The sequence below is a fragment of the Klebsiella michiganensis genome (assembly GCF_015139575.1).
Classification (GTDB): domain Bacteria; phylum Pseudomonadota; class Gammaproteobacteria; order Enterobacterales; family Enterobacteriaceae; genus Klebsiella; species Klebsiella michiganensis.
The window spans coordinates 2,540,860-2,564,325 of the sequence record NZ_AP022547.1 but is presented as its reverse complement, the minus strand read 5'-3'; the positions used below and the strand labels follow the sequence as shown (position 1 = coordinate 2,564,325).

Here is a 23,466-nt window from a genome sequence, read left to right as displayed (position 1 = left end):
AACGGCTGCGGCTACTCTTCCAGCGCGAAGGCAATAATATCATCGCCCACGTCCGGCGAGTGGCTGGCGCCCCCGGCGGAGATCACCACGTACTCTTTACCACTTTTCGGTGATTTATAGATCAGCGGCGCCGCCACTGCCCCAACCGGCAGACGAGCGCGCCACAGCTCTTTACCGGTGGCGGAATCCAGCGCGCGCAGGTAGTTATCCTGAGTTCCCGCGAAGAACACCAGTCCGGAAGCGGTTGACGTCGGGCCGCCCAGCGTCGGCATACCCAGCGGGATATGCATGTGCGTTTTCAGCCCCAGCGGACCGGTATCCTCCACCGACCCCATCGGCACCTGCCACAACAGCTGGCGAGTGTTGAGATCAATGGCGCTCATGGTGCCAAACGGCGGGGTATTACAGGGAACGCCCAGCGCCGACTGCAAAATATCGATCCGCACGCCGCCGTATGGCCCGGCAATTTGCGGCCGCACGGTTCCCATAAAGCCGGGCACCTCGTCGGTGGAGACGTTATATTTCGCCATATCCTCTTTGCGCACCAGCGACATTCTCAACGGCATCCGCATATCGTTGACGAACAGCGTTCCTGTGCGCTCATCGATAGTGATACCGCCCCAGTTCATGCCGCCCAGCAGGCTTGGCCACTCGATGTACGGCTTCTCTGACGGCGGCGTGTACATGCCAAGATAAGTCGACGCTTTGAAGTCGATACGGCACATCAGCTGATCGAACGGCGTCACGCCCCACATCGATTTCTCGGTGAGCGGCTCGACGCCCAGCTGCGGCATGCCGGTGGAGAAAGGTTGGGTGGCGGAGAGATGCTCGCCTTCCGCGCCGTCATGGGCGACAGGCTGCTCTTCCACGCGGGTCACCGGCTTACCGGTACGCCGGTCGAGTACGTAAATCTGCCCGGTTTTGGTGGTCTGGATCAGAACCGGAACCTCTTCGCCCCGCTCGTTTTTCATATGGAACAGTACCGGCTGCGACGGCAGGTCATAGTCCCAGATATCATGATGCACGGTCTGGAAGACCCACTTCGTCTCGCCGCTGCTGGCGTCCACCGCCACCACGGAAGATCCGTATTTCTCTTTGGCCGCGTTGCGATCGCCGCCCCAGTAGTCCGGCGGACCGTTACCGGTCGGCAGATAAATCAGGTTCAGCTCTTTGTCAAAGCCCGGCACCGTCCAGACGTTCGGCGTTTCGAGGGTATAGACGCGACCTTTTACCGGGTCGGTAACGTTTTCCGGCTGGCCGACGTCCCACGCCCACACCACGTTTCCGTTACGTACGTCAAACGCGCGTACCACCCCGGACGGTTCACCGTGCACGATATCGCGCACCCAGCCGCCGAGCACCGCAATATGCCCCATAATCACCGGCGTTGAGGTCGGGTGGTAGCGTTTGCTGTTTTCGGTATTGCCCATACCCTGTTTCAGATCGACGCTACCGTGATCGCCGAAGTCATCGCACAGTTCGCCGGTTTTGGCGTTCAGGGCGATCAAACGGGCGTCGACGGTAGACACCAGGATACGCTGCGGGCACTGCTGCAGCGCCGGGCTGGCCTTCTCTTCTGCGCTCAGCGAATCATCGCTTTGTACATCGTAATAGCCGACCCCGCGACAGGTGACGTGTTCGGCGGTACTTGCGTGCGGGTCAAAACGCCAGCGCGCTTTCCCGGTATCCGCATCCAGCGCCGTAACCACGTTCAGCGGCGTACAGGAGTACAGCGTGTCGCCTATTTGCAGCGGGGTATTTTCATCGACGCCAATCCCGGCGCCGGTTAGCCGGCGGCCGGTGTGATACGTCCAGGCGACTTTCAGGTTTTTGACGTTTTGCGGCGTGATCTCATCGTACGGCGCAAAACGGGTGCCGGAGGCATCGCGGCCGAAGAACGCCCAGTTATCGCTTTTGGCAGCCAGGGTCGGCGTGCTGTCGTCGCTCGCTTTCACCACGCCGTGATGAATACCGCCGTGCGGGTAGAAGGCGGAAACCAGCGTAGCCAACAGCAGGAGAAAAATCGCCGAGGCACTCCAGTTGGCGTAGCGTCTGCGCGCAGGCGGGATCGGCAGCGTCGCCGCCAGCCACAGCGCCAGCATCAGCATCAGCGCGGGAACGACCAGCCGGGGGATCAGGCCCCAATAGCTGAGCTGCACTTCATACAGCGCCCAGCAAAGGGTCAACAGGAAAGTCAGAATGGCAAAAGGCAGGACATAGCGGCTGCGGACAAGATAGCCGACGGCGATAAGCAGATAAGCGAGACCGGCTAACAGATACCAGGCGCTGCCGCCGAGAGAGAGGAGTTTGCCCCCCCAGATAGTGAAAAAGAGTCCAGTGCCAAAGCTCAGTAATGCAAAAAGTACCCGGTAAACGGTAAAGAACAGGCCCCTACCGCTACCTTGTTGTTCGTCCATATTTCATCCCATACGACGTCAGTCGAAAAAACCAAAACATCTCATATAAACAGCGCGTTATCAGACCAAGAAAAGCGCATACCGCATATCATGTTGGTTGGACGCTCTCGGACAGAGCGAAGAACGTAAGGAATTATATGTATTTGTAAAAATAATGTAAAACTATCAGGCATTAAATGTTTAAAATTTTTTAATTTATAAAAGTAAGTTGAACGAATGATGGGTTATAACGAAAGCCGCAAAGCCCGCGTTGCATCCGCTGTTAAGCCCGTTTCGATCCAGGCGAATCAGTCCGATCGTCTTGCTATCCTCCCCCCGCTGTTTAATCATACCCGGCGCGTTCATTTGACCGCTTACATCGGGCGAAGCCATTCGCCTTGATACCTGAAGGGGAAAAATTTCATGGCTGTTCAGGAGAGTAAACATGAATAAACGAAAATATCTCACCGAAACTGAGATAAAAAAAATCATCAACGAGGCGTATAAGGGAGCGAACCCGGAGAGGGATCGTTGTTTAATCTGGATGTGCTTCATTCACGGCTGCCGCGTCAGCGAAATTCGCCACTGGCGGCTATCTGACCTTGACTTGCATAACCACTCAATTTACGTCAAACGGCTTAAAAATGGGTTTTCCACCACGCATCCTCTCTTTTCCAGCGAGATGACGTTTATCCGTGAATGGCTGTCGGCGCGTAAAAACTATCGCAACAGCGACAGCGACTGGCTATTTCTTTCGCAAAAAGGAACGCCGCTATCGCGTCAGCGGATCCACGTATTGATTAGCCACTATAGCCAAAGTGCGGGTTTAAGGATTGCGGCCCATCCGCATATGCTGCGCCACGCCTGCGGTTTTTCGCTGGCCGATAAGGGCATGGATACCCGGCTAATTCAGGATTATCTCGGTCACAGAAATATTCAGCATACGGTGCTTTATACTGCGAGCAATGCTGCAAGATTTAAAAATATATGGTGACGCGATAACCAATATATTTCTTACTTGACATAATGTATCAGATTGTCACTAACATAATAAATCGCTAATAACCTGTCAACCCGTAAGGTTTTTCGCATCTCGAAAAATTAAAAACATTAATTATCAATAGATTAGAAACTGACGCGCATTTTCCAGTAAACCCTGACCTCAGACGTTACCCTCCGAAATACCAGATTATTTACCATCCAATCCTGAATTTATAGTTTTTAATATTGCAAAAATCGCCATCCTTGGCATCTGCATCTAAAAAATCAACAAACAAAATAGATAAAACTAAACATGACACTTTGATACAAAATGTCTTCTGCAGAAATAAACCTCAGCATCACTGAATCTATTTCAGCACGACATCTGGCTATCAGATTAATAAAGGCTCATAAGAAATTTATTTCTGTGAGGCTATTACCTTTCTATATTGCATATAAGGACTACCTTATGAACAAGAGTCTTATTGCTGTTGGTCTGTTAGCCGGTGTCATGTCCGCCTCCGTATTCGCGGATGATGGCCGTATTAATTTTTACGGCTCCATCACCGATAGCGCCTGTACCGTGATCAATAATATGACCAACCCGCTGTCGGTTATGATGGGGAATGTCTCCAGCAAAGCCTTCAACGGCGCGGGCTCCACGGCCTCGGCGACCAAATTTATTATTGAGCTGAAAGATTGCCCGAAATCCGCTAAGTCGGCCACGGTAAAATTCGACGGCACGGCGGACAGCAGCGTCGGCACTATTCTGGCGCTCACCCAAGAGCCTGGCGTGGCACAGGGCGTCGGGATCCAGTTAATGGACAATAAAAACGTCGTCGTCCCATTATATACCGCCTCGTCCGCTTACCCGCTGCAGCCGGGCGAAAATAGTCTCGCTTTCGTCGCCCGCTATTATGCGACATCAAGCACCGTAAACGCAGGGTTCGCTAACTCTACCAGCACATTTACCCTCAATTACAACTAACGGATATTTCGTCGGCGTATTTCTGTTGCGCTGGCGTTATTTCCGCGGACCGGCAGCGGCCGGTCCGTCCCTTTTCGTATTTGTGGAGTCAATAGCTATCATGCATAAAGGATATAGAATATTTCCCCTTCTCCTCCTGGTGCTGGCGAGCGAATTAGCGGCGGCGACAGAAAGCGGCGGCGTCACAATTGGCGGCACGCGACTGATTTTTGATGGCGGCAAAAAAGAGGCCTCTTTAAGCGTCAGCAATTCGGATACCGGCCCATATCTGATCCAGTCGTGGGTGGAGCCGCGCAATAACGATCCGGCCAGGCCGCCGTTTATTATTACCCCGCCGCTGTTCCGCCTCGACGGCAATCAGCAAAACCTGCTGCGGATCGTCAATACCGGCGGCCAGCTCCCTACCGATCGCGAGTCGCTTTATTGGCTAAACGTCAAAGCTATTCCGACAAATACCGCCCCGGAAGACGCGAACACGTTGCAAATCGCCGTAAGAACGCGCCTCAAGCTTATTTATCGTCCCAAAACGCTGAAGGGTATCCCGGAAGAGGTGACCCATAAGCTGAAATGGAGCCTGACGGGCAGCAGGCTAACGGTATCGAATCCGACGCCGTTTTACATGAATTTCAACGAGGTCACGGTGGGCAATCATCCCATTACCGAAGCCACCTTTGTCGCACCAATGAGCTCAGCCACGTTTGCTACCCCTGGCAAGGTGACCGGCCTGGTGTCATGGAAAATCATTAGCGACTTTGGCGGCGTGGGAAAAAGCCACACGCAGGTTCGCTAACCCGCCGCTGCCGACGGTTTGCGCTGCGGCGATTTGCCGTCAGCTAAGGAGCATTTCAGGATGAACAAAAGAACCTCAAGCGACTCGCCCTTGAATTTAGCTTACCTTATCGCCACCCAGATTGCCCTGATTGTGGGGATAAGCCCCTCAGCTAACGCCCGGGAACGGTTCAACCCCGCCCATCTGGAAACCGGCGCAGGCGGGCTGGCCACCACCGATCTCTCCGCCTTCGAGGAGCATGGCGGGCAGCAGCCCGGACGCTACAGGGTGGATATTTATGTCAATGACAGCAAGGTGGATACCCGGGACGTTGAGTTCCGCATACAGCAAAACGCGCAGGGACAGAACACATTACAGCCCTGCCTGTCCCTGAACGATTTGGCCTCATGGGGCGTCATGATCCAGCGTTATCCGACGTTAGGCCAGCCCGATGCCAGCTGCGCAAGGCTGTCGGCGATTCCTCAGGCCAGCGCCGACTTTCGTTTCTCGCACCAGCAGCTGCTGTTAAGTTTTCCCCAATCTTCCCTTACCAACGCCGCGCGCGGCTGGGTCGATCCGGCGCGGTGGGATGACGGCATTCCGGCGGCGCTGGTCAATTACAGCGTCAGCGGCGCCAACAACCGGGACAAAAAAGGCGGCGGCGGCGGCGGAAACGCGCAGTACATTAATTTACGCCCCGGTCTTAATATCGGTCCCTGGCGATTGCGTAATTACACCACCTGGAACCGCAACAGCCAGAACGGTGAAAGCGGCACCTCAACAAAATGGGATACCGTTTATACCTACGCCCAGCGCGATATACGCTCGCTGAAGAGCCGACTGACGCTGGGCGATAGCACCACGCCTTCCGATATTTTCGACAGTATTCCGTTTCGCGGCGGCCAGCTGGCGTCTGACGACGATATGCTGCCGGAGAGCCTACGCGGCTATGCCCCCGTAGTGCGGGGGATCGCCCGTACCCATGCCCAGGTCACGATCCGACAAAACGGATACATCATTTATCAGACCTACGTTTCGCCCGGCAGCTTCGAAATCACCGATATGTACCCCACCGGCGGTTCCGGGGATCTGTACGTCACCATCAAAGAGTCTGACGGCAGCGAACAATTCCTCGTGGTGCCCTACGCCTCGGTCCCGGTGCTGCAGCGCGAAGGCCGGTTAAAATACGCCATGACCACCGGCGTTTACCGCGCCTATGACAACGGCATCGATAAAGCCCCGCTGGCCGCCGGCACGGCGATTTATGGCCTTCCCGCCGGCTACACCGTATACGGCGGCGGCCAGTTCAGTAACAGATACCAGGCGTTAGCGTTGGGCATAGGTAAAAACCTGGGCTCCATTGGCGCCCTATCCACCGATATCACCCAGGCCTGGTCGCAGCAAAAAAATCGACCGCGAGAAGAAGGCCAATCCTGGCGTATTCGCTACAGCAAAAACCTGGTGCAGACCGGGACTAACTTCACCTTCGCTGGCTATCGCTATGCCACCAGCGGCTACTGGGATATGCAGGACGTTCTTAATACCTGGCGCGATGGGCGGCGCTACGTGATGCCGGAACGCAGGCGCAACCGCGCCGAGTTAACCGTCAGCCAGAACCTGTTTCAGATACCAGGCAACCTCGCGCTTAGCGCCATCGTGGAAGACTATTGGGATACAAACAAACGCATGGAGTCATATAGCGCGAGCTACAACGGTTCGTATAAAGGCATCAGTTTCGGTCTGAGCTACAGCTATAACATTCACTCTGCGGAACGCTACGGCCAGCGCTCCGGGCGCATCTACGACCGCGATGGGCTGTTTGCGCTCACCATGAGTATTCCTCTGGAGAAATTATTCGGCGGCCATCCCACCTACGTCAGCTACATGATGAATACCAGTAAGCAGGGGAATACCACCAATAATCTGAGCCTGGGCGGTACCTTATTGGCCGATAACAATCTGAGCTGGAGCGTCATGCAGGGCTATGGTTCTCAGGGCCAGGGAAGCAATAGCGGGATTAATGCCGACTGGCGCGCCTCTTACGCCGAGACCCTCGTCGGCTACGCCCGCGATCGCTACAGCGAACGCGTTAACTATGGTTTGCAGGGCGGGATCGTGGCGCATCGCAACGGCCTCACCTTTAGCCAGCCCCTCGGCGAAACGATGGCGCTGATCGCCGCGCCCGGCGCACAAAACGTAGCGGTGCTTGGGCAGTCAGGCGTCAAAACCGATCGCTTCGGCTACACCGTCGTCCCCTACCTCAGCCCCTATCGCAAAAACGATCTCACGCTGAATACCGAAACCCTGGCCGATGATGCCGAACTGGCGCTGGCAACGCAGACGGTCATCCCCACGCGCGGCGCGCTGGTGAAGGCCAGCTATGAAACCAGCCTCGGTAAACGGGTCCTGATGACCCTGAGAAAACGCAACGGCGCGTCGGTACCGTTCGGCGCAACGGTTATCGATCCCGCCTCCCCGACGCCAAAAAGCTTCATCGTAGGCGATGGAGGACAGGTTTATCTGACGGGGCTAAAAGACGCGGGTCAGCTGGAGGTTAGCTGGAGTCACGACCCTGATGGCCGGTGCAGAGTGAATTACAGCCTGACGCAAAGCGCCAGCGGGATCATCAACCTTAATGCACAGTGTTTATAGCAGGAGCATGACGATATGAAACGAGTCAACGTCCCCCTTATGCTGGTTACTCTGATCGCCAGCGCTGCCCACGCGGAGAACAACTATTGTCCCAGTTCTCCGCCCACGCCGTTTACCCAGCAGCTCGCGCAGATCGCGGTATCGCGGGCGCTGCCGGTAGGCAGCGATATTCCCGGCACGCAGCGGGTCTTCACCTTTAACGGAAACTGCAAAGGCCGCAGCGGTTGGGCGGATGTCACCCCGGGGCACCCCATTATCGCCTGCTATTACGGCAGCGGCGAAGAAGTCGCGGGTTTTCCGGGGGTCTATGAAACCGGCGTCGAAGGCATCGGTATTGCGCTACAAAATAGCGCTGGCCAAAGGGTGAGTGGTATCGGCAGCGATTGCGATACGCGCGCGCAGGCGCTGGGGTATATCTCCCGCGACGCCAGCATGACCTTTGGATATACGGTCACACTAACGCTGGTAAAAACGGGGGATACGGCAACGAGCGGTACTCTCGATGTCGCGCAAACCAAATTTGGCATGGGGGTCTATGATACCGGTCTGGGCATCGGCAGCCAGGGGCAGCAAAACTATATCGGCTATGCCGGAGATATTGTTTATAAAGCGGTAAGCTGCACCGTCCCCTCGACGTTAACTGTCAACATGGGATCTGTTCCGGTGGGCCAATTCTCTGGTCCGGGCAGCACCAGCGACGAAAAAAATCTGTCAATTCCGGTGCGATGCGACGATAAGGTCGCCGTGAATACGTCAATAAGCAGTCAAGATTATCTCTCCCCGACGCTCGGCGTAGTGGCCTTAAGCAATGAAACCGGCGTAGCCCAGGGGGTCGGCGTTCAGGTGCTTTATAACGGCTCGCCCGTCCAGTTCGATCGTTTTTTCCCGGTCGGCACCATCCCTGAGGCTGGCGCATCGATAACCCTGCCGCTCACCTTTCGCTATTACCAGAACACGCCGGAGATCCATCCCGGCCACGCCAACGCGGTGGCCACCTTAACGATGATGTACAACTGAGTTTATCCCGCTCTCGTTTCTCACTGCTTACTTAAGGAGTCGATAATGAGAATTATCGCCAGCCCGGCCGTCATAACGTTATTTACGGCGATTTCGTCGTCATTACCCGCTTATGCTGCGGATGTCACTCTTTATATCAACGGCGATATTGTTGCGTCTTCCTGCACCGTCGAAAACAACGGTATTTATAATATCGATCTCGGACAAAATATTCCCAGCCGCCGGCTTAGCGCGGCCAACTCTTACTCCGCGTGGAAAGAATTTTACGTCACGCTGAGCCACTGCCCTGTAGGAACATCAAGCGTTACCGCTCACTTTACAGGCCCTGTCGACGGAGCTGACCCTGATTTATATGCCAACGTGAGCAGCCCGGACAGTTCACGCAATGTCGCGATAGAACTTCAGCGTATAACCGGTTCAATTAATGCAGGCAACGGAAAATCTATTGCCGTCGACGTCGATAATAACCGTCAGGCCATATTCGATATGCGCGCGCGCATATTTAGCGTCGCAGGGGACGCCACCGCGGGTCATATCAGCGCGATGGTCGTTATGAACTTTACCTATAACTAAAGGGTATCTGGCTCTTATCGAGCCAGATACTCCGGCTTCAGAGGGTAATCGAGCTAAAGCGCGCCGGATTGCTCGCCGTATACAAGACGGTATGCTGGATATTGCGATGGCCGAGATAATCCTGAATCAGGCGTGTATCAACGCCCTCTTCCGCAAGCGCATAACCGCAGGCGTGGCGCAGCATATGCGGGTGTACCGGAACGGCAATGCCGGCCTGCACGCCATAATTTCGCATCATAACGTGAATGTGCTGTCGGGAAAGCGGAGTGCCTTTTCGCGACAGGAACAGCCAGGGAAGATCGGCGTTTAAACAGCTCGTGCGCTTAACCAGCCACTGGCTTAACGCCAGCTGTTCACGGGGCTGAAGAGGATGAATGGTTGAAAAGCCATTTTTTAAACGCCGAATGGCGATCCGCTGGCTGGATAAATCAATATCGCTCACTTTTAAAAAACGTAATTCACTTACGCGCAGTCCGTGAATAAAACACATGAGGAGCATGCAATAATCACGCAGCGAGCCATCCTGCTGCTGCGAAGCATCAATTAATGCCTGCACCTCTTTTTTACTTAAATATTTTCGTTTTTTCATAGCCAACCTGACGGTTTCTTCAATGGAGCCCCTGAGATTCGGCTCCTGTATTGACTCTGCTCATGGCTACTGGCAATCCACTGTCGAGCAATCCTTGATAACTGCAAGTCCTGAACACTGTTAATAGTCATAAACGCTACCGCCCAATAATATCAAATATCAGGAATAGCCCAAATATCACATCGATAAAATTAAAACCAAATAGATTTCGCTGTTATGTAAATAAGGAGGTTTATAAGCTTATGCTATTAATATTTATCTTAAGTCTGATGAGGCGGCAAGTTTTTTTAAGTCTATGTGTAGACTCATTGGGGGTTTATTCGCCCCCTCAGCGTCATCGATAATGTTTTGGCTACAGTTTGCTGTTTTTTGGGAGTTCTCTTTTTTATAAGGAAATCATAAGCATGGAAACAATCCCTCGTGTGCAACATGACACAGATCTGCTCCGGACCATCACCAAACCCATAGACGACATTGATAAACTCATTCGCTGCCTGGCACCCAAATGTAACCAAATGTTAATGGATGGGAGACGAAACATCGGCATAGTAAAAGAAAACCAGCATCAATGCTTGGTTTTGTTCCGTGGCACGATGTCTTTATATCGCAACAACGATGGACTCATCATCAACTCCGAAACGAGTCCATTCATCTTTGGCATGAATAGTCAGCTACGTTATTCCCGGCATATTTACCTGCGCACCCAGGAAACATCTTCTATTGGTCTGATATCAATTAACGAGGCGCATAAGATCATCGCCGAACAGCAATTATGGGAAAATGTCTCACGACTTCTGGAATATTCGTCGGCAAAAGTCTACGCCCACTGCTTTAAGGTTTCTAAACTTTCCTGTTATGAGATCATTGTTCATCAGCTTATAGAATTAAACAATGAACCGGAAGCGATCAAAAATAAAATCACCGCCGCCAATTATATTCTGTCGCGAACCTTTTTGTCGCGCAGTGGAGTCATGAGAACCCTGGCCAAATTAAAACAGCTGGGCGCTATTCAGCTCCATCGAGGGATTCTGGTGACGATGAATCAACTGCCTCCCAGCCTAAAGCTTAGTGAATAACGTCTTTCGCCGAGCGGCCACCGCGATGAAGGCGCCGGCCGCATTCAGCTTGCGTTGACTCCGCCATTGCCGGTGGGCAGCCCCCTGCCCACCGGCAAATGCGAAACGAGGATAATCAGCAGTGACGATCCACGCTAATGTCGCGTAGCGCGGCGGCCATATCCAGCTGGGCCAGCTCTTTCAAGCCTTCTCGCTTGATAAACTGGCTCCGGTGCTTGCTTTTAACCTCTTCCAGGCTTTTCTTTATCTCGTTCGCCGGTAATTTATACCAGCCGCGACGATGCTTCTCACCGCCAATTTCCAGCCAAAGCTCAGAATAGCTGGTTTTTACTCTGTCGCTTTTAACATGGTAATGGCTGTCGATCGCATAGATCTCCTTGATATTGAAATGCGACAAAAAACCGTACAGCAGCGTGATAATTAAGTTCTTAGGTCGGATGCCGTAAAGCTCCTTGGTCAGCGCTTTCACTTCTTCATTATCAATGTCTTTCCCACCCTGGATGCCGCCAATCCAGGCCCGGCCATCTTCGGTGCAGGAAAAACAGATACTGTAGACGCGTTTATCACCCAGGAACATTAATAGCATCAGCTCCCCCTCCTCCTGAAAAGGCGATGCCAGCAGCTTCACATCAATGCAGGTACCGTTTTTCAGTGGAATAGTGATTAGCGAACGACCAAATGCTTTCATATCGTACAGCTGCGGCAACGCCTCGGGAAGAAAGGTTTTCTCTATAAAATTCAAAGCGCCATGAGCAATATTGAGCTTCGCTCTTTTTGACATCTTTTTATTTAAATAGGCCTTAAAGGGTTTATCTTCAAAGTTAACCAGCCCCTCGGTTGCTCCTGTTAGTTTTGCGCAAGCGTAATTTTCACATAACGACCGATATTCCTTATATTTTCCTCCGATTAAAGATATTTCTCTGCATTTCCGCAATACCTTTTTATAGTTGAGTTTAACGTGACAAATAAATTTATTAGTTTTCCGCCATTCTTTGATAGCGGCTACTGCTGTTGTCGAGACCATTGACCATAATCCATAGATACATCCATAAGCCGGTCAATATTAGCATATTTTATACAAGTCAATGTCTAACCCAGCGCTCGTTGTCGATTCGTTTAATAAATAATTTGATCGCGACTATAATAATCACCGGCAGGTTATAAAACATGCTTTCAACTATTATTATTAGTAGGATCCCGACCCGCGCTCGCTCCCGACAGCACGCAATAACACACCCGCACTTATCGCTATGTGCTACCCGGGTTCACACCGGGTGCATCCCCCCGGCGTTTTGCCTATACTTGCTCACGGTCAAAACTGAACTTAAGTGGGTAACGCATGGAAATTGATCTCGATAACCTCGTCTTTAGCGGGCTGGAAGAAGCGCAAGAGCGCAACGCTGAGCGCCTTGAAGAGGCCGATAAAAAAGCGCAGGCCGTTGTTGCCGACGATGACTGCGGCGACGCCTGTAAGATCTAACGACGAAACCGGCAGCTCTGCCGGTTTTTTTACCTGCCTCTCTCCAGGGACGGATATAAAAACGCCTTCAACGCGCCCATTTTACCGGTCGGGCGCCGCCCTGCGTCCTTAAATCTGTAGGTTAAAGCGTAAAACCGACAATTAAATAAACAACGAGCGCCAGGCTACCCGTCACCAGCGCATAAGGCATTTGGGTACGAATATGCTCAATATGGTCGCAGCTGGTCGCCATCGAGGCCACGATGGCATCGCTGGAGATAGGGGAAGTCATGTCGCCAAAAATTGAGCCGGAAATCGCCGCGCCGATCATAAAGTGCGGGTCGATACCTATTGAGACGCCCAGCTGAACGCCAATCGGAATCATAATGGCGAAGGTCCCCCATGAGGTGCCCGTGGCCAGCGACATCACCGCGGCAATCAGAAAGATAAAGCCGATCGCGAAACCGGATGGAATAACGCCGGAGGTAATGGAGGCGATATACTGCCCGGTATTCAGTTCCGCTGAAATATGCCCCATCAGGAAAGCCAGGATCATGATTGAGCTAATTTTAACCATGCTGGCGTAGCCGATATACAGCTCTTTGAAAAAGTTCTCAACGTTCAGAATACCGCGCGCGCGGAACCAGATAAAAGAGACGACGGTACCAAACATAACGCCGGAGTAGACCGACATCGAGCCGCTGCCTTTTGAGAATTGTCCGTCGCCGGTAATATACAGAACAACCGGAACCATTAACACAGTGGAAAGAATGGGAATAAAGAAGTTCAGCAATGAATTGCAGGCCGGATGGTCAATTACCGAGTCCGCCTCCTCTTCGCCATGCTCTTGTTCTATTTCGGTCTGGATCGTTTCAAACTTCACCTCCGCCTTTTTCATTGGCCCCCAGCTGCAGCCGGAGAGAATATAAAACAGCACCGAGGCTAATGAAAACCAGGCCATCGTGTTCCAGATCATTGAGCTTGCCAGGACTTCAAATGGCTCGCCGGTCAGGTACCCCTGCGCAATCTGTACGCCGATAACGCCCATCATCGCCGCCCCCCAGCCGTTGATCATCACCGACGAGCAGACGGAGACGCAGGATGTCTGGATAATATAGGACATCTTTTCCGGTGAGACTTTATAGCGTCGGGCAAGGTTTTTCGTCGAGGCCCCGGCGATCAGCTGGTTTATCGAGCTCTCGATAAAAATCAACGATGTCACCAGCATCGCCAGCAGCTGGACCGATTTTTTATTGGTGACGAAATCGTTTTTTTCCGACAGAAACTGCACCAGTTTCCGCACGCCGCCGGTCACCACAATCAGCCGCATAATACCGCCGATCATCACCATAAAAACAATCGTTCGCGCATTACCGGCGGAAGCGAAGGTTTCGATAATCCCGTTCAGGGTAGCGCCAACGCCCTGGATAATACTGTGGTTAATCACCGCGTAGCCAACGAAAATGCCGGTGAGCAGGGAAAGGATCACCTGGCGAGTCAGGATAGCCAGAATAATGGTGACCAGCGGGGTAATAATCGTCCAGATGCCATAGTCATGCATGATGATTATCCTGTGCGATGCCCATCGCGGCGAAGGCGCTGTCAAGGTCTTGCAGCAAATCATCGATATGCTCAATACCGACGGAGAAACGTAGCGTCGTGTCGTAAATCCCAATAGCCTCCCGCTCTTCTTTTGACATCGACCCGTGGGACATAGAAGCCGAATGGTTGATCATGCTCTCCACCCCGCCAAGCGATTCCGCCAGCACAAAATAGTGCAGACCGCCGATGAAGCGTTTCAGACTCTGGATATCCCCCTTCAGCGTTGCGGTTACCACCGCGCCGCCTGAACGCATTTGCTTTCTGCACAGCGCATGCTGCGGGTGCGACGGCAGGCCGGGATAATAGACGCTGGCAATCGCCGGATGGTTTTCCAGATATTCAGCCACCCGCAGCGCATTGCCGCACTGACGCGCCATGCGCAGATCCAGCGTTTTCATACCGCGCAGAGCAAGATAGGCATCGAATGGCGAGGCAATGGAACCGATGGTGGTTTTAATAAAGTCGAGCTTCGATGCCAGCGTTTCATTATTGGTGATTACCGCGCCGCCAATTAAATCTGAATGTCCGCCGACATATTTACTGGTAGAGAGCATGACCATATCCGCGCCCATTTCAAGCGGCTTATGATTCCAGGCGCTGGCAAAGGTATTATCGACGCAGGTAGTAATGGCGCGTGCTTTAGCAATACGGCACACTTTCGCGATATCGACCAGTTCCAGTAAGGGATTGGTCGGTGTTTCAATCCAGATTAAAGCGGTATTTTCCTGAATAGCGGCCATCAGGCTTTGCTCATCATTCAAATCGATATAGGAAATCGTGGCGCCGGTGGTACGCGTTTTTAATTTTTCGAACAGCCGCCAGGTTCCGCCATAGACGCCTTTCATGGCGATAATATGGGCATCTTTGGGCAAGAGTTCCATCACGATATTGGTGGCCGCCATTCCCGATGCGGTGGCGGTGGCGTAAATGCCGCCTTCCAGCTCGGCAAGCGCCGATTCATAAGCCTGACGCGTTGGATTAGAGACCCGGGAATAACAAAAATCGCCGCCTTCATAAAGGTTAGGTTGAATAAATGAGCTGGCCGTGACGATCGGCGTAAATATAGCGTTAGTTACCGGATCGGATTGATTTCCAGCGTGTACCGCCAGGGTTGCAATATCTTTAGTTTTGGTTTTCATAGAGTACACTCAAATTATTATTAGACATAAAGGTCGTGATTTTTTATTGACGCCTTCGGCGGAGCTGGCGAATAAAACAACAGCCAAAACTCCGTTTAATAGCCAAAAAGGAATAGCTATTTCATCATTAACAGCGTGATTTGCGTCCTTCAATCACTATTAAAATGTATATCAGACGAGGAAGAAAATTTTGCCTATTTTCACTCTATTCCGGGAAAAATGGAGAAAAATGTTCTCTACACGCCAAAATCGATGATCGCTAATTAATTGATATAAATTGATTTTATTTTAAAGAGTGATGTTAATCACAAAAAATAGGGGAAAAATCCTCTCCTGCACGCTTCCGCTGGATCTTTTTTTTCGTCCTGCCGCTCACAGCCTGAACCACCGCTGCGAAGAATGAGTTAGAGCTATTTTCTGTAGAATACTGTATGGTCATACGCTCTTAAATCAGGAAATATCATATGTCAGAACGCAAAGACGCTAAAACTCGCCGTAATTATCTCGTTAAATGCTCCTGCCCTAACTGCTCCCAGGATTCAGAACACAGCTTCAGCCGAGTCCAAAAAGGTGCGCAACTCATTTGTCCCTACTGCCATAAACTCTTTCAGTCCTCATCACGACCCGCTGCATAATTTTCTCTTGCCAGATGCCGATTGCCGCGCATGGTTGAGCAATAATCAGCCAGCGCCGATCTCTTTTGGCGAAAAAAAGCCCGCCAGCGCGGGTTTTATTTTGATTTGAATAGACTTCCCGCGCGCTTACTGTATAGTCGTGCCGGTTTTCATATTTAAAAGGTATTTCGTTGTTCCAAAAAATGACAGGTATTGTCAAAGCATTTGATAATAAAACAGGCAAAGGCCTGATAATCCCCTCCGATGGTCGTAAAGACGTTCAGGTTCATATTTCCGCATTATCGCCCGGCGAACCCACCACAATCAGCCCAGGAATCCGCGTTGAATTTCGTCGCGTTAACGGACTGCGAGGGCCAACCGCCGCCAATGTCTATCTTTCATAAACACCGGCTCCAGGCGCTACCGAGCGGATTAAAACATGGCCAGAAAACGCTTCACCGTGCGCGAGCGCTCGTAGCGTCGCCAGGCGATAGCAATATCGGTTTTTAGCGGCGTGCCCGACAAAGGGTGATAGCTGACGTTAGGCAGCGTGATGCAGGTCATGGACTGCGGCACCAGCGCAAACCCGAATCCGGCCTCCACCATGCTTAACGACGACGATATTTGCGATGACTGATACGTTCGTTGCATATCAATACCGGCGCGCAGATAGCTGTTATACACCAGCTCATACAGCCCCGGAGCCACTTCCCGCGGGAAAAGAATCGGCGCCACGTCCGTTAACTGCTCCAGCGTCAGCTCGCTATGGGACGACAGCGGATGCGAACGCGCCAGCGCAATCACCATCGGCTCCTGGTCGATAATTCGCAGGTTGAACGCTTTACTGCTTTCACAGGGCAGGCGCACAAAAGCGATATCCAGCTCCGCTTCGCCAAGCGCCCCCATCAGCGTCGCCATATTGCCCTCGACCTGATGTAACGTGACTCCCGGGTGACTGTGCTGAAACTGCTGGAGCAGGCTAAAGATTTGCGGATGAAAGGCATCAGAACTGGTAATGCCCAGCGAGAGCCGGCCGTTCAGCCCGCGGGCGATCCCCTTGGTCTTTTCCAGCGCCGCGTCGCTTAATGCCAGGATCTGGCAGGCATCCTCATAGAACGACTCCCCCGCTTCCGTCAGCTCGACGCCGCGGGTTAAACGGCGGAAAAGCGGCGTGCCAATTTCCCGTTCAAGTCGCTGTATTTGCTGGCTTAATGGCGGCTGGGAGATGCCGAGTTCTTTTGCCGCTTTAGTGAAGTGTCGCGCCTCGGCGACGGCGACGAAGTAGCGCAGATAACGAAGTTCCATATCGAAAACGTCTCAAACAATCATAGATTCTATATTGGAACTGTGAGCTGAATCGGGTCAACATTTATTTAACCTTTCTGATATTCGTTGAACGAGGAAGCGGGTAATGAACCATTCTGCTGAATGCTCTTGCGAAGAGAGCCTGTGTGAAACTCTACGAGGATTTTCCGCGCAACATCCCGATAGCGTCATCTACCAGACTTCTCTGATGAGCGCGCTGTTGAGCGGCGTTTATGAGGGCAATACCACCATCGCCGATTTGCTCACCCACGGCGATTTCGGCCTGGGCACCTTTAATGAACTGGACGGCGAGCTGATCGCGTTTAGCAGCGAGGTTTACCAGCTGCGCGCCGACGGCAGCGCCCGCAAAGCCCGCATGGAGCAGCGTACGCCCTTCGCGGTGATGACCTGGTTTCAGCCGCAGTACCGCAAAACGTTTGATAAACCGGTCAGCCGCGAACAGCTGCACGACATTATCGACCGGCAAATCCCCTCCGATAATCTGTTCTGCGCCCTGCGTATCAACGGCCATTTTCGCCACGCCCATACCCGCACCGTACCGCGCCAGACGCCGCCCTACCGGGCGATGACCGACGTGCTCGACGACCAGCCCGTTTTCCGCTTCAACCAGCGCGAAGGGGTACTGGTGGGGTTTCGCACGCCGCAGCATATGCAGGGCATTAACGTTGCCGGCTACCACGAACACTTCATCACCGATGACCGCCAGGGCGGCGGCCATCTGCTCGATTATCAGCTCGACCACGGCGTGCTGACCTTTGGTGAGATCCACAAATTGATGATTGACCTTCCTGCCGATAGCGCCTTCCTGCAGGCGGATCTGCATCCTGACAATCTTGATGCCGCCATTCGCTCAGTCGAAAACTAAGGAGATTCTCGTGGATAATCAACATCAACCGCGCCAGTGGGCGCACGGCGCCGACCTTATCGTCAGCCAGCTTGAGGCGCAGGGCGTACAACAGGTGTTCGGCATTCCAGGGGCCAAAATCGATAAAGTCTTCGATTCGCTGCTGGACTCCTCCATTCGCATTATTCCGGTACGCCACGAAGCCAACGCCGCGTTTATGGCCGCCGCGGTTGGCCGCATCACCGGGAAAGCGGGCGTCGCGCTGGTCACGTCCGGCCCCGGCTGCTCCAACCTGATTACCGGCATGGCCACCGCAAACAGCGAAGGCGACCCGGTGGTGGCGCTGGGCGGTGCGGTAAAACGCGCCGACAAGGCCAAACAGGTGCACCAGAGTATGGATACGGTGGCGATGTTTAGTCCGGTAACCAAATACTCGGTGGAAGTCACCGCCGCGGAAGCGCTGGCGGAAGTGGTTTCCAACGCGTTTCGCGCCGCCGAGCAGGGACGTCCCGGCAGCGCCTTCGTCAGCCTGCCGCAGGACGTGGTCGACGGGCCGGTCCACGCCAGGGTTCTGCCCGCCAGCGATGCGCCGCAGACCGGCGCGGCGCCGGACGAAGCCATTGAGCGAGTCGCGAAGATGATTGCCGGCGCTAAAAATCCAATATTCCTGCTCGGCCTGATGGCCAGCCAGGCGGAAAACAGCGCGGCGCTGCGTGAATTGCTGAAAAAAAGCCATATCCCGGTTACCAGCACCTATCAGGCCGCCGGCGCGGTGAATCAGGACCACTTTACCCGCTTCGCCGGGCGGGTTGGGCTGTTCAATAACCAGGCGGGGGATCGACTCCTGCATCTCGCCGACCTGGTCATCTGCATCGGCTATAGCCCGGTGGAGTACGAACCGGCCATGTGGAATAACGGCAACGCCACGCTGGTGCATATCGACGTGCTGCCGGCTTACGAAGAGCGCAACTATACCCCGGACATCGAGCTGGTCGGCAATATTGCCGCCACTCTAAACAAACTCTCTCAGCGTATCGACCACCAGCTGGTGCTGTCGCCGCAGGCCGCCGAGATCCTGGTTGACCGCCAGCATCAGCGGGAGCTGCTCGACCGCCGCGGCGCGCAGCTGAACCAGTTTGCCCTTCATCCGCTGCGCATCGTTCGCGCCATGCAGGACATCGTCAACAGCGACGTAACGCTGACCGTCGATATGGGGAGCTTTCACATCTGGATCGCCCGCTATCTCTACAGCTTCCGCGCCCGTCAGGTCATGATTTCCAACGGCCAGCAGACCATGGGGGTGGCGCTGCCGTGGGCGATTGGCGCCTGGCTGGTGAACCCGCAGCGCAAAGTGGTTTCGGTTTCCGGCGACGGCGGCTTCCTGCAATCCAGTATGGAGCTGGAGACCGCCGTACGGCTAAAAGCTAACGTCCTGCATATCATCTGGGTCGATAACGGCTACAACATGGTGGCGATTCAGGAAGAGAAAAAATACCAGCGGCTCTCCGGCGTTGAGTTCGGTCCGGTGGACTTTAAAGCCTACGCCGAAGCCTTCGGCGCCAAAGGGTTTGCGGTAGAGAGCGCTGCCGCCCTTGAGCCGACGCTGCGGGCGGCGATGGACGTCGACGGCCCCGCCGTGGTCGCCATCCCCGTTGATTACAGCGACAACCCGCTGCTGATGGGCCAGCTTCATCTCAGTCAAATACTTTGAGTTACTACAGAAGGAATCCAGCAATGAAAAAAGTCGCACTCGTGACCGGCGCGGGCCAGGGCATCGGGAAAGCTATCGCCCTTCGCCTGGTTAAAGATGGTTTTGCCGTGGCTATCGCCGATTACAATGACGCCACCGCACAGGCGGTCGCCGATGAAATTAACCGCGGCGGCGGTCAGGCGCTGGCGGTGAAGGTGGATGTCTCTAAACGCGACCAGGTTTTTGCCGCCGTAGAACAGGCGCGGAAGGGCCTGGGCGGTTTTGACGTGATTGTGAACAACGCCGGGGTGGCCCCCTCCACGCCTATCGAAGAGATTCGCGAGGACGTGATCGATAAAGTCTACAATATCAACGTCAAAGGCGTTATCTGGGGTATCCAGGCCGCGGTAGAGGCGTTTAAAAAAGAGGGCCACGGCGGCAAAATCATCAACGCCTGCTCCCAGGCGGGCCACGTGGGTAACCCGGAACTGGCGGTCTATAGCTCAAGTAAGTTTGCCGTGCGCGGCCTGACGCAAACCGCCGCCCGCGATCTGGCGCATCTGGGAATTACCGTTAACGGCTACTGCCCGGGGATCGTTAAAACCCCAATGTGGGCGGAAATCGACCGTCAGGTTTCCGAAGCGGCGGGTAAACCGCTGGGCTACGGGACCCAGGAGTTTGCCAAACGCATTACCCTTGGACGGCTTTCCGAGCCGGAAGACGTCGCGGCCTGCGTCTCTTATCTCGCCAGTCCGGACTCCAACTATATGACCGGCCAATCGCTGCTGATCGATGGCGGCATGGTATTTAGCTAATAATAAATAAGCTCTGACATGGTTTGCCCCGGCTTCAGCGCCGGGGCTTTTTTATCTCACCCTTTAGGGAAGATCCACAGGTCGCTGACGGGCAAGGCCAGATGGCAGCGCTCGGCATCGCGCAGCGCGCTGCCGTAGGCGCGAATGGCGAAATCATCGCCCTCGGTGCGAAACAGGTACTCCCAGCGGTCGCCGAGATACATACTGGTCAGCAGCGGCAATGCCAGCATATTCTCCTCAGGCGCTGAGGCGATGCGCAGGCGTTCAACGCGGATCACCGCCGTCGCCTCTTCCCCCACCTTGACCCCCTCCCCGACCATCCCCCACAGCGCCCAGCTGGCGCCCTCAATTCGCGCCCGACCATTATCCAGAGCGGTGACGGTGCCATGCAGCCGGTTATTGCTGCCCATAAACTCGGCGGCAAATAGCGTTCTCGGGCTACCGTACATCTCCTGCGGCGTTCCCTGCTGCTCGATCACCCCGTTATTGAGCAGCAGAATGCGATCGGAAATCGCCATCGCCTCGTTCTGATCGTGCGTGACCATCAGCGCCGACAGCCCCAGCTTGACGATCAGCTCGCGCAAAAAGACCCTCGCCTCTTCCCGCAGCTTGGCGTCAAGGTTCGACAGCGGCTCATCCAGCAGAATTACCGGCGGGTTGTAAACCAGCGCCCGGCCGATGGCCACGCGCTGCTGCTGCCCTCCGGAGAGCTGGTGCGGATGGCGATTGCCAAGATGCCCCAGACCCAGCTGTTCAAGCACGGTCTGCACCCGCTGCTTGATCTCCGCGGCGGCAACCTTACGCAGCTTCAGCGGATACGCCACGTTTTCAAACACCGTTTTATGCGGCCACAGCGCGTAGGACTGAAATACCAGCCCCAGGTTGCGCGCCTCCGCCGGGATTTCGCTACGCGGGTTGCCGTCATAAACGCGGGTTTTACCAATGGTGATAATGCCGCTGGTCGGCTTCTCCAGCCCGGCGACCGCCCGCAGCAGCGTGGTTTTTCCGCTGCCCGATGGCCCGAGCAGCGAGACCACCTCACCCCGCTTCAGTTCCATTGACACGCCCTTGAGCACCGGATTATCACCGTAGGTCAGATGCAGGTTTTCTACCGATAATTCAATCATGTAATTTCACTCCAAAGCGCAGGGCGATACCCAGGCCCACGACCACCAGCAGAATATTAATAAAGGAGAGCGCGGCAACGATATCGATAGCCCCCGCCGCCCACAGCGACACCAGCATCGAACCGATGGTTTCGGTGCCCGGAGAGAGCAGATAAACCCCGGTGGAATATTCGCGCTCGAAGATAAGAAACATCAGCAGCCAGGAGCCGATTAAGCCGTAGCGCGACAGCGGAACCGTGACGTGGCGGGTGATCTGCCCGCGCGATGCGCCGGTACTGCGTGCGGCCTCCTCCAGCTCCGGCGCTACCTGCAGCAGCGTCGAGGAGATGAGCCGCAGCCCGTAAGCCATCCATACGACGGTATAGGCCAGCCAGACGCTAAAAATGGTGTTACGCAGCGCGCGCAGCTGAACGATCAGATGTTCACGCAGCCAGTCTGCCACCGGCAGCGCCGAGAGCCAGCCGTTTTTCAGCGACTGATCGAGCCACATCGGCAGAAACAGAAATACCCACAGAAACGCCAGCCCGGCCAGCAGCCCGGGCACCGCGCGCGGCACCAGCACGCTATAGTCCAGAAAGCGCGTGACGTTATCCGGTTTGCGGTGCATCGCGATGCCCACGAACAGATAGCAGACCACCGCCAGCGCGCCGCCAATCACCCCAATCGCCATGGAGTTAACGATGGCGCGCAGCAGATTCGGCTGCTGCCAGATGTTACGGAACGTCGCCAGCGAGAGTTCATCCCACAGCGAAACGCCCACGCCCCAGTTTGAAATAAAGGCCCGCAGCGCCACGCCGATCAGCGGCACCCCAATGGTGACCGTCAGCCATGCCACCACCACAATCCCGGCGACCCAGCGCCATTTCCCCAGCGGCAGCGCGCGGGCCTGGGACGTTTTTCCCTTCATGGTGACAAAGCGGTTGGCGGTGCGCATCAGGCGGCGCTGGAGCATCACCAGCGGAACGGTGATGCAGATCAGGACCACCGCCACCGCCGCCATCAGGTGATAAGAAGGCGTACCGAGCTTGTTGGTGAGCTTATAGAGATAGGTCGCCAGCACCATGTTGCCTTCCGGATCGCCCAGCACCAGCATCAGGCCAAATACCTCCAGGCCGAGGAAAAACAGCAGTACGCAGGCGTAGAGTATCGACGGTCGCACCATCGGCAGGCTCACCGAGGTCATCACCTGCAGCGGCGATGCGCCCACCGTCCGCGCGGCCTCCTCGACATCCGATCCGACGCTGCGCAGCGCGGAAGAGATATAGAGATAGGCATGCGGAACGTGCGTCAGCCCGGCAATTACCACGATGCTGAACATCGAGTAAATATTCCACGGCACGAAGCCGATCAGCTGCTCGGCCCACTGCGAAAAGAAGCCCACCGGCCCGGCCGCCACCACGTAACCAAAGCCCAGTACCATCGGCGAAACGAAAATCGGTACCAGAATCAGCGGCTCGATAAACCGCCGCCCGGGTAAATCGGTACGTACCATTAAAAAGGCGAGGATCCCGCCGAGGGGGATGGCAATCGCCACCAGACCAAACGCCAGAATAAACCCGGACTTGAGCGCCAGATAAAAATCCGGGTCGCTAAAGATGAAGGCGAAGGCTTCGAGGCTGAACGATTTCGTGCGGGCAAAAAAAGGCGCCGAGAGAAAGCTCTGCACCACGATAAATAACAGCGGGACATAAATCGCCAGCGCCGTCATCACGACGACGATACCGCGCGGCAAACCCTGCCATTTTCGACGTAAGACATTCATAAGCGATCCCTTTAAACCTGGCGGGCGTTAAGCGGGCTGCGCATCCT

Annotated in this window: 21 protein-coding genes; 13 read left to right on the top strand and 8 right to left on the bottom strand. The window is 54.5% G+C overall.

The genetic code is table 11. The annotated features are described in order from the left end of the window. Positions 1-11: 11 nt before the first annotated feature. A complete protein-coding gene (locus JLG71_RS12020) occupies positions 12-2,417 on the bottom strand; it encodes a membrane-bound PQQ-dependent dehydrogenase, glucose/quinate/shikimate family (RefSeq protein WP_200914239.1) in 2,406 nt (801 codons plus the stop codon). A 424-nt stretch (positions 2,418-2,841) separates the two neighbouring features. Here JLG71_RS12020 and JLG71_RS12015 point away from each other — a divergent pair, with 424 nt between their 5' ends. From JLG71_RS12015 to JLG71_RS11990, 6 genes are all read left to right on the top strand, one after another. Beyond that, the gene (locus tag JLG71_RS12015) at positions 2,842-3,390 is read left to right on the top strand and encodes a tyrosine-type DNA invertase (RefSeq protein WP_025105869.1); all 549 of its coding nucleotides are present in this window, start codon (positions 2,842-2,844) and stop codon (positions 3,388-3,390) included. A 456-nt stretch (positions 3,391-3,846) separates the two neighbouring features. Beyond that, positions 3,847-4,365, top strand: coding sequence for a fimbrial protein (locus tag JLG71_RS12010; protein WP_025105870.1), 519 nt, complete (start codon positions 3,847-3,849; stop codon positions 4,363-4,365). A gap of 100 nt (positions 4,366-4,465) precedes the next feature. Beyond that, entirely contained in the window at positions 4,466-5,155 is a 690-nt protein-coding gene (locus JLG71_RS12005; RefSeq protein ID WP_025105871.1) for a fimbrial biogenesis chaperone, read from the top strand. Between the two features lie 60 nt (positions 5,156-5,215). After that, positions 5,216-7,786 carry a fimbria/pilus outer membrane usher protein gene (locus JLG71_RS12000; protein ID WP_048262250.1) on the top strand — a complete coding sequence of 857 codons (2,571 nt, stop codon included), beginning with the start codon at positions 5,216-5,218 and terminating at the stop codon, positions 7,784-7,786. A gap of 15 nt (positions 7,787-7,801) precedes the next feature. Continuing rightward, complete coding sequence (locus tag JLG71_RS11995) at positions 7,802-8,803, top strand: fimbrial protein (protein WP_200914237.1); 1,002 nt, start codon at positions 7,802-7,804, stop codon at positions 8,801-8,803. A gap of 45 nt (positions 8,804-8,848) precedes the next feature. Next, the gene (locus JLG71_RS11990; protein ID WP_200914235.1) at positions 8,849-9,376 is read left to right on the top strand and encodes a fimbrial protein; all 528 of its coding nucleotides are present in this window, start codon (positions 8,849-8,851) and stop codon (positions 9,374-9,376) included. Between the two features lie 37 nt (positions 9,377-9,413). On the opposite strand, the gene JLG71_RS11985 is transcribed toward JLG71_RS11990, so the two are convergent. Further along, positions 9,414-9,965: a tyrosine-type DNA invertase gene (locus tag JLG71_RS11985; protein WP_014838689.1), complete on the bottom strand. Its 552-nt coding sequence runs from the start codon at positions 9,963-9,965 to the stop codon at positions 9,414-9,416. 404 nt (positions 9,966-10,369) lie between these two features. Between JLG71_RS11985 and JLG71_RS11980 the strand changes: the two genes are divergently transcribed. Beyond that, positions 10,370-11,041: a helix-turn-helix domain-containing protein gene (locus JLG71_RS11980; protein WP_025105875.1), complete on the top strand. Its 672-nt coding sequence runs from the start codon at positions 10,370-10,372 to the stop codon at positions 11,039-11,041. Between the two features lie 115 nt (positions 11,042-11,156). Here JLG71_RS11980 and JLG71_RS11975 read toward each other — a convergent pair whose 3' ends face one another. Next, positions 11,157-12,065, bottom strand: a complete 909-nt coding sequence (locus JLG71_RS11975; RefSeq protein WP_046878511.1) for a DUF535 family protein — start codon at positions 12,063-12,065, stop codon at positions 11,157-11,159. A 315-nt stretch (positions 12,066-12,380) separates the two neighbouring features. On the opposite strand from JLG71_RS11975, the gene JLG71_RS11970 reads away from it, so the two are divergent. After that, a complete protein-coding gene (locus JLG71_RS11970) occupies positions 12,381-12,521 on the top strand; it encodes a hypothetical protein (RefSeq protein WP_004851627.1) in 141 nt (46 codons plus the stop codon). Positions 12,522-12,642: 121 nt separating this feature from the next. Here JLG71_RS11970 and JLG71_RS11965 read toward each other — a convergent pair whose 3' ends face one another. Beyond that, positions 12,643-14,061, bottom strand: a complete 1,419-nt coding sequence (locus JLG71_RS11965) for a Na+/H+ antiporter NhaC family protein (RefSeq protein WP_032749783.1) — start codon at positions 14,059-14,061, stop codon at positions 12,643-12,645. Further along, positions 14,054-15,241 carry a trans-sulfuration enzyme family protein gene (locus tag JLG71_RS11960; protein WP_025105878.1) on the bottom strand — a complete coding sequence of 396 codons (1,188 nt, stop codon included), beginning with the start codon at positions 15,239-15,241 and terminating at the stop codon, positions 14,054-14,056. Before JLG71_RS11960 ends, JLG71_RS11965 begins: the two co-directional genes overlap by 8 nt. A gap of 464 nt (positions 15,242-15,705) precedes the next feature. On the opposite strand from JLG71_RS11960, the gene JLG71_RS28385 reads away from it, so the two are divergent. Together JLG71_RS28385 and cspF are read left to right on the top strand one after the other, a co-directional pair. Beyond that, positions 15,706-15,876 carry a YnfU family zinc-binding protein gene (locus JLG71_RS28385; RefSeq protein ID WP_213220741.1) on the top strand — a complete coding sequence of 57 codons (171 nt, stop codon included), beginning with the start codon at positions 15,706-15,708 and terminating at the stop codon, positions 15,874-15,876. Positions 15,877-16,046: 170 nt separating this feature from the next. Further along, on the top strand, positions 16,047-16,259 hold the full coding sequence (cspF, locus tag JLG71_RS11955) for a cold shock-like protein CspF (protein WP_004136705.1): 213 nt from the start codon (positions 16,047-16,049) through the stop codon (positions 16,257-16,259). A gap of 28 nt (positions 16,260-16,287) precedes the next feature. Here cspF and JLG71_RS11950 read toward each other — a convergent pair whose 3' ends face one another. Further along, on the bottom strand, positions 16,288-17,160 hold the full coding sequence (locus JLG71_RS11950) for a LysR family transcriptional regulator (RefSeq protein WP_014229640.1): 873 nt from the start codon (positions 17,158-17,160) through the stop codon (positions 16,288-16,290). A gap of 106 nt (positions 17,161-17,266) precedes the next feature. Here JLG71_RS11950 and budA point away from each other — a divergent pair, with 106 nt between their 5' ends. Genes budA through JLG71_RS11935 form a run of 3 tightly spaced genes read left to right on the top strand, consistent with a single transcriptional unit; the run spans position 17,267 to position 20,530 of the window. Beyond that, complete coding sequence (gene budA / locus JLG71_RS11945; protein ID WP_004851637.1) at positions 17,267-18,046, top strand: acetolactate decarboxylase; 780 nt, start codon at positions 17,267-17,269, stop codon at positions 18,044-18,046. 10 nt (positions 18,047-18,056) lie between these two features. Further along, the gene (alsS, locus tag JLG71_RS11940; protein ID WP_014838692.1) at positions 18,057-19,736 is read left to right on the top strand and encodes an acetolactate synthase AlsS; all 1,680 of its coding nucleotides are present in this window, start codon (positions 18,057-18,059) and stop codon (positions 19,734-19,736) included. A gap of 23 nt (positions 19,737-19,759) precedes the next feature. Then, positions 19,760-20,530: a (S)-acetoin forming diacetyl reductase gene (locus JLG71_RS11935; RefSeq protein ID WP_102803304.1), complete on the top strand. Its 771-nt coding sequence runs from the start codon at positions 19,760-19,762 to the stop codon at positions 20,528-20,530. A 56-nt stretch (positions 20,531-20,586) separates the two neighbouring features. On the opposite strand, the gene JLG71_RS11930 is transcribed toward JLG71_RS11935, so the two are convergent. Together JLG71_RS11930 and JLG71_RS11925 are read right to left on the bottom strand one after the other, a co-directional pair. Continuing rightward, positions 20,587-21,657, bottom strand: coding sequence for an ABC transporter ATP-binding protein (locus JLG71_RS11930; protein WP_032692928.1), 1,071 nt, complete (start codon positions 21,655-21,657; stop codon positions 20,587-20,589). Beyond that, entirely contained in the window at positions 21,650-23,419 is a 1,770-nt protein-coding gene (locus JLG71_RS11925; protein WP_200914234.1) for an ABC transporter permease, read from the bottom strand. Before JLG71_RS11925 ends, JLG71_RS11930 begins: the two co-directional genes overlap by 8 nt. Positions 23,420-23,466: the final 47 nt, after the last annotated feature.

Excerpts from the sequence above, each read along its gene's own strand:
- JLG71_RS11965 (WP_032749783.1), bottom strand. The coding sequence starts at position 14,061 with ATGCATGACTATGGCATCTGGACGATTATTACCCCGCTGGTCACCATT.
- JLG71_RS11990 (WP_200914235.1), top strand. The coding sequence starts at position 8,849 with ATGAGAATTATCGCCAGCCCGGCCGTCATAACGTTATTTACGGCGATT.
- JLG71_RS11985 (WP_014838689.1), bottom strand. The coding sequence starts at position 9,965 with ATGAAAAAACGAAAATATTTAAGTAAAAAAGAGGTGCAGGCATTAATT.
- JLG71_RS28385 (WP_213220741.1), top strand. The coding sequence starts at position 15,706 with ATGTCAGAACGCAAAGACGCTAAAACTCGCCGTAATTATCTCGTTAAA.
- JLG71_RS11970 (WP_004851627.1), top strand. The coding sequence starts at position 12,381 with ATGGAAATTGATCTCGATAACCTCGTCTTTAGCGGGCTGGAAGAAGCG.
- JLG71_RS11925 (WP_200914234.1), bottom strand. The coding sequence starts at position 23,419 with ATGAATGTCTTACGTCGAAAATGGCAGGGTTTGCCGCGCGGTATCGTC.
- JLG71_RS12010 (WP_025105870.1), top strand. The coding sequence starts at position 3,847 with ATGAACAAGAGTCTTATTGCTGTTGGTCTGTTAGCCGGTGTCATGTCC.
- JLG71_RS11930 (WP_032692928.1), bottom strand. The coding sequence starts at position 21,657 with ATGATTGAATTATCGGTAGAAAACCTGCATCTGACCTACGGTGATAAT.
- budA (WP_004851637.1), top strand. The coding sequence starts at position 17,267 with ATGAACCATTCTGCTGAATGCTCTTGCGAAGAGAGCCTGTGTGAAACT.
- JLG71_RS11960 (WP_025105878.1), bottom strand. The coding sequence starts at position 15,241 with ATGAAAACCAAAACTAAAGATATTGCAACCCTGGCGGTACACGCTGGA.
- JLG71_RS11975 (WP_046878511.1), bottom strand. The coding sequence starts at position 12,065 with ATGGTCTCGACAACAGCAGTAGCCGCTATCAAAGAATGGCGGAAAACT.
- JLG71_RS11935 (WP_102803304.1), top strand. The coding sequence starts at position 19,760 with ATGAAAAAAGTCGCACTCGTGACCGGCGCGGGCCAGGGCATCGGGAAA.
- JLG71_RS11995 (WP_200914237.1), top strand. The coding sequence starts at position 7,802 with ATGAAACGAGTCAACGTCCCCCTTATGCTGGTTACTCTGATCGCCAGC.
- JLG71_RS12020 (WP_200914239.1), bottom strand. The coding sequence starts at position 2,417 with ATGGACGAACAACAAGGTAGCGGTAGGGGCCTGTTCTTTACCGTTTAC.
- JLG71_RS11950 (WP_014229640.1), bottom strand. The coding sequence starts at position 17,160 with ATGGAACTTCGTTATCTGCGCTACTTCGTCGCCGTCGCCGAGGCGCGA.
- JLG71_RS11980 (WP_025105875.1), top strand. The coding sequence starts at position 10,370 with ATGGAAACAATCCCTCGTGTGCAACATGACACAGATCTGCTCCGGACC.
- JLG71_RS12000 (WP_048262250.1), top strand. The coding sequence starts at position 5,216 with ATGAACAAAAGAACCTCAAGCGACTCGCCCTTGAATTTAGCTTACCTT.
- JLG71_RS12015 (WP_025105869.1), top strand. The coding sequence starts at position 2,842 with ATGAATAAACGAAAATATCTCACCGAAACTGAGATAAAAAAAATCATC.
- JLG71_RS12005 (WP_025105871.1), top strand. The coding sequence starts at position 4,466 with ATGCATAAAGGATATAGAATATTTCCCCTTCTCCTCCTGGTGCTGGCG.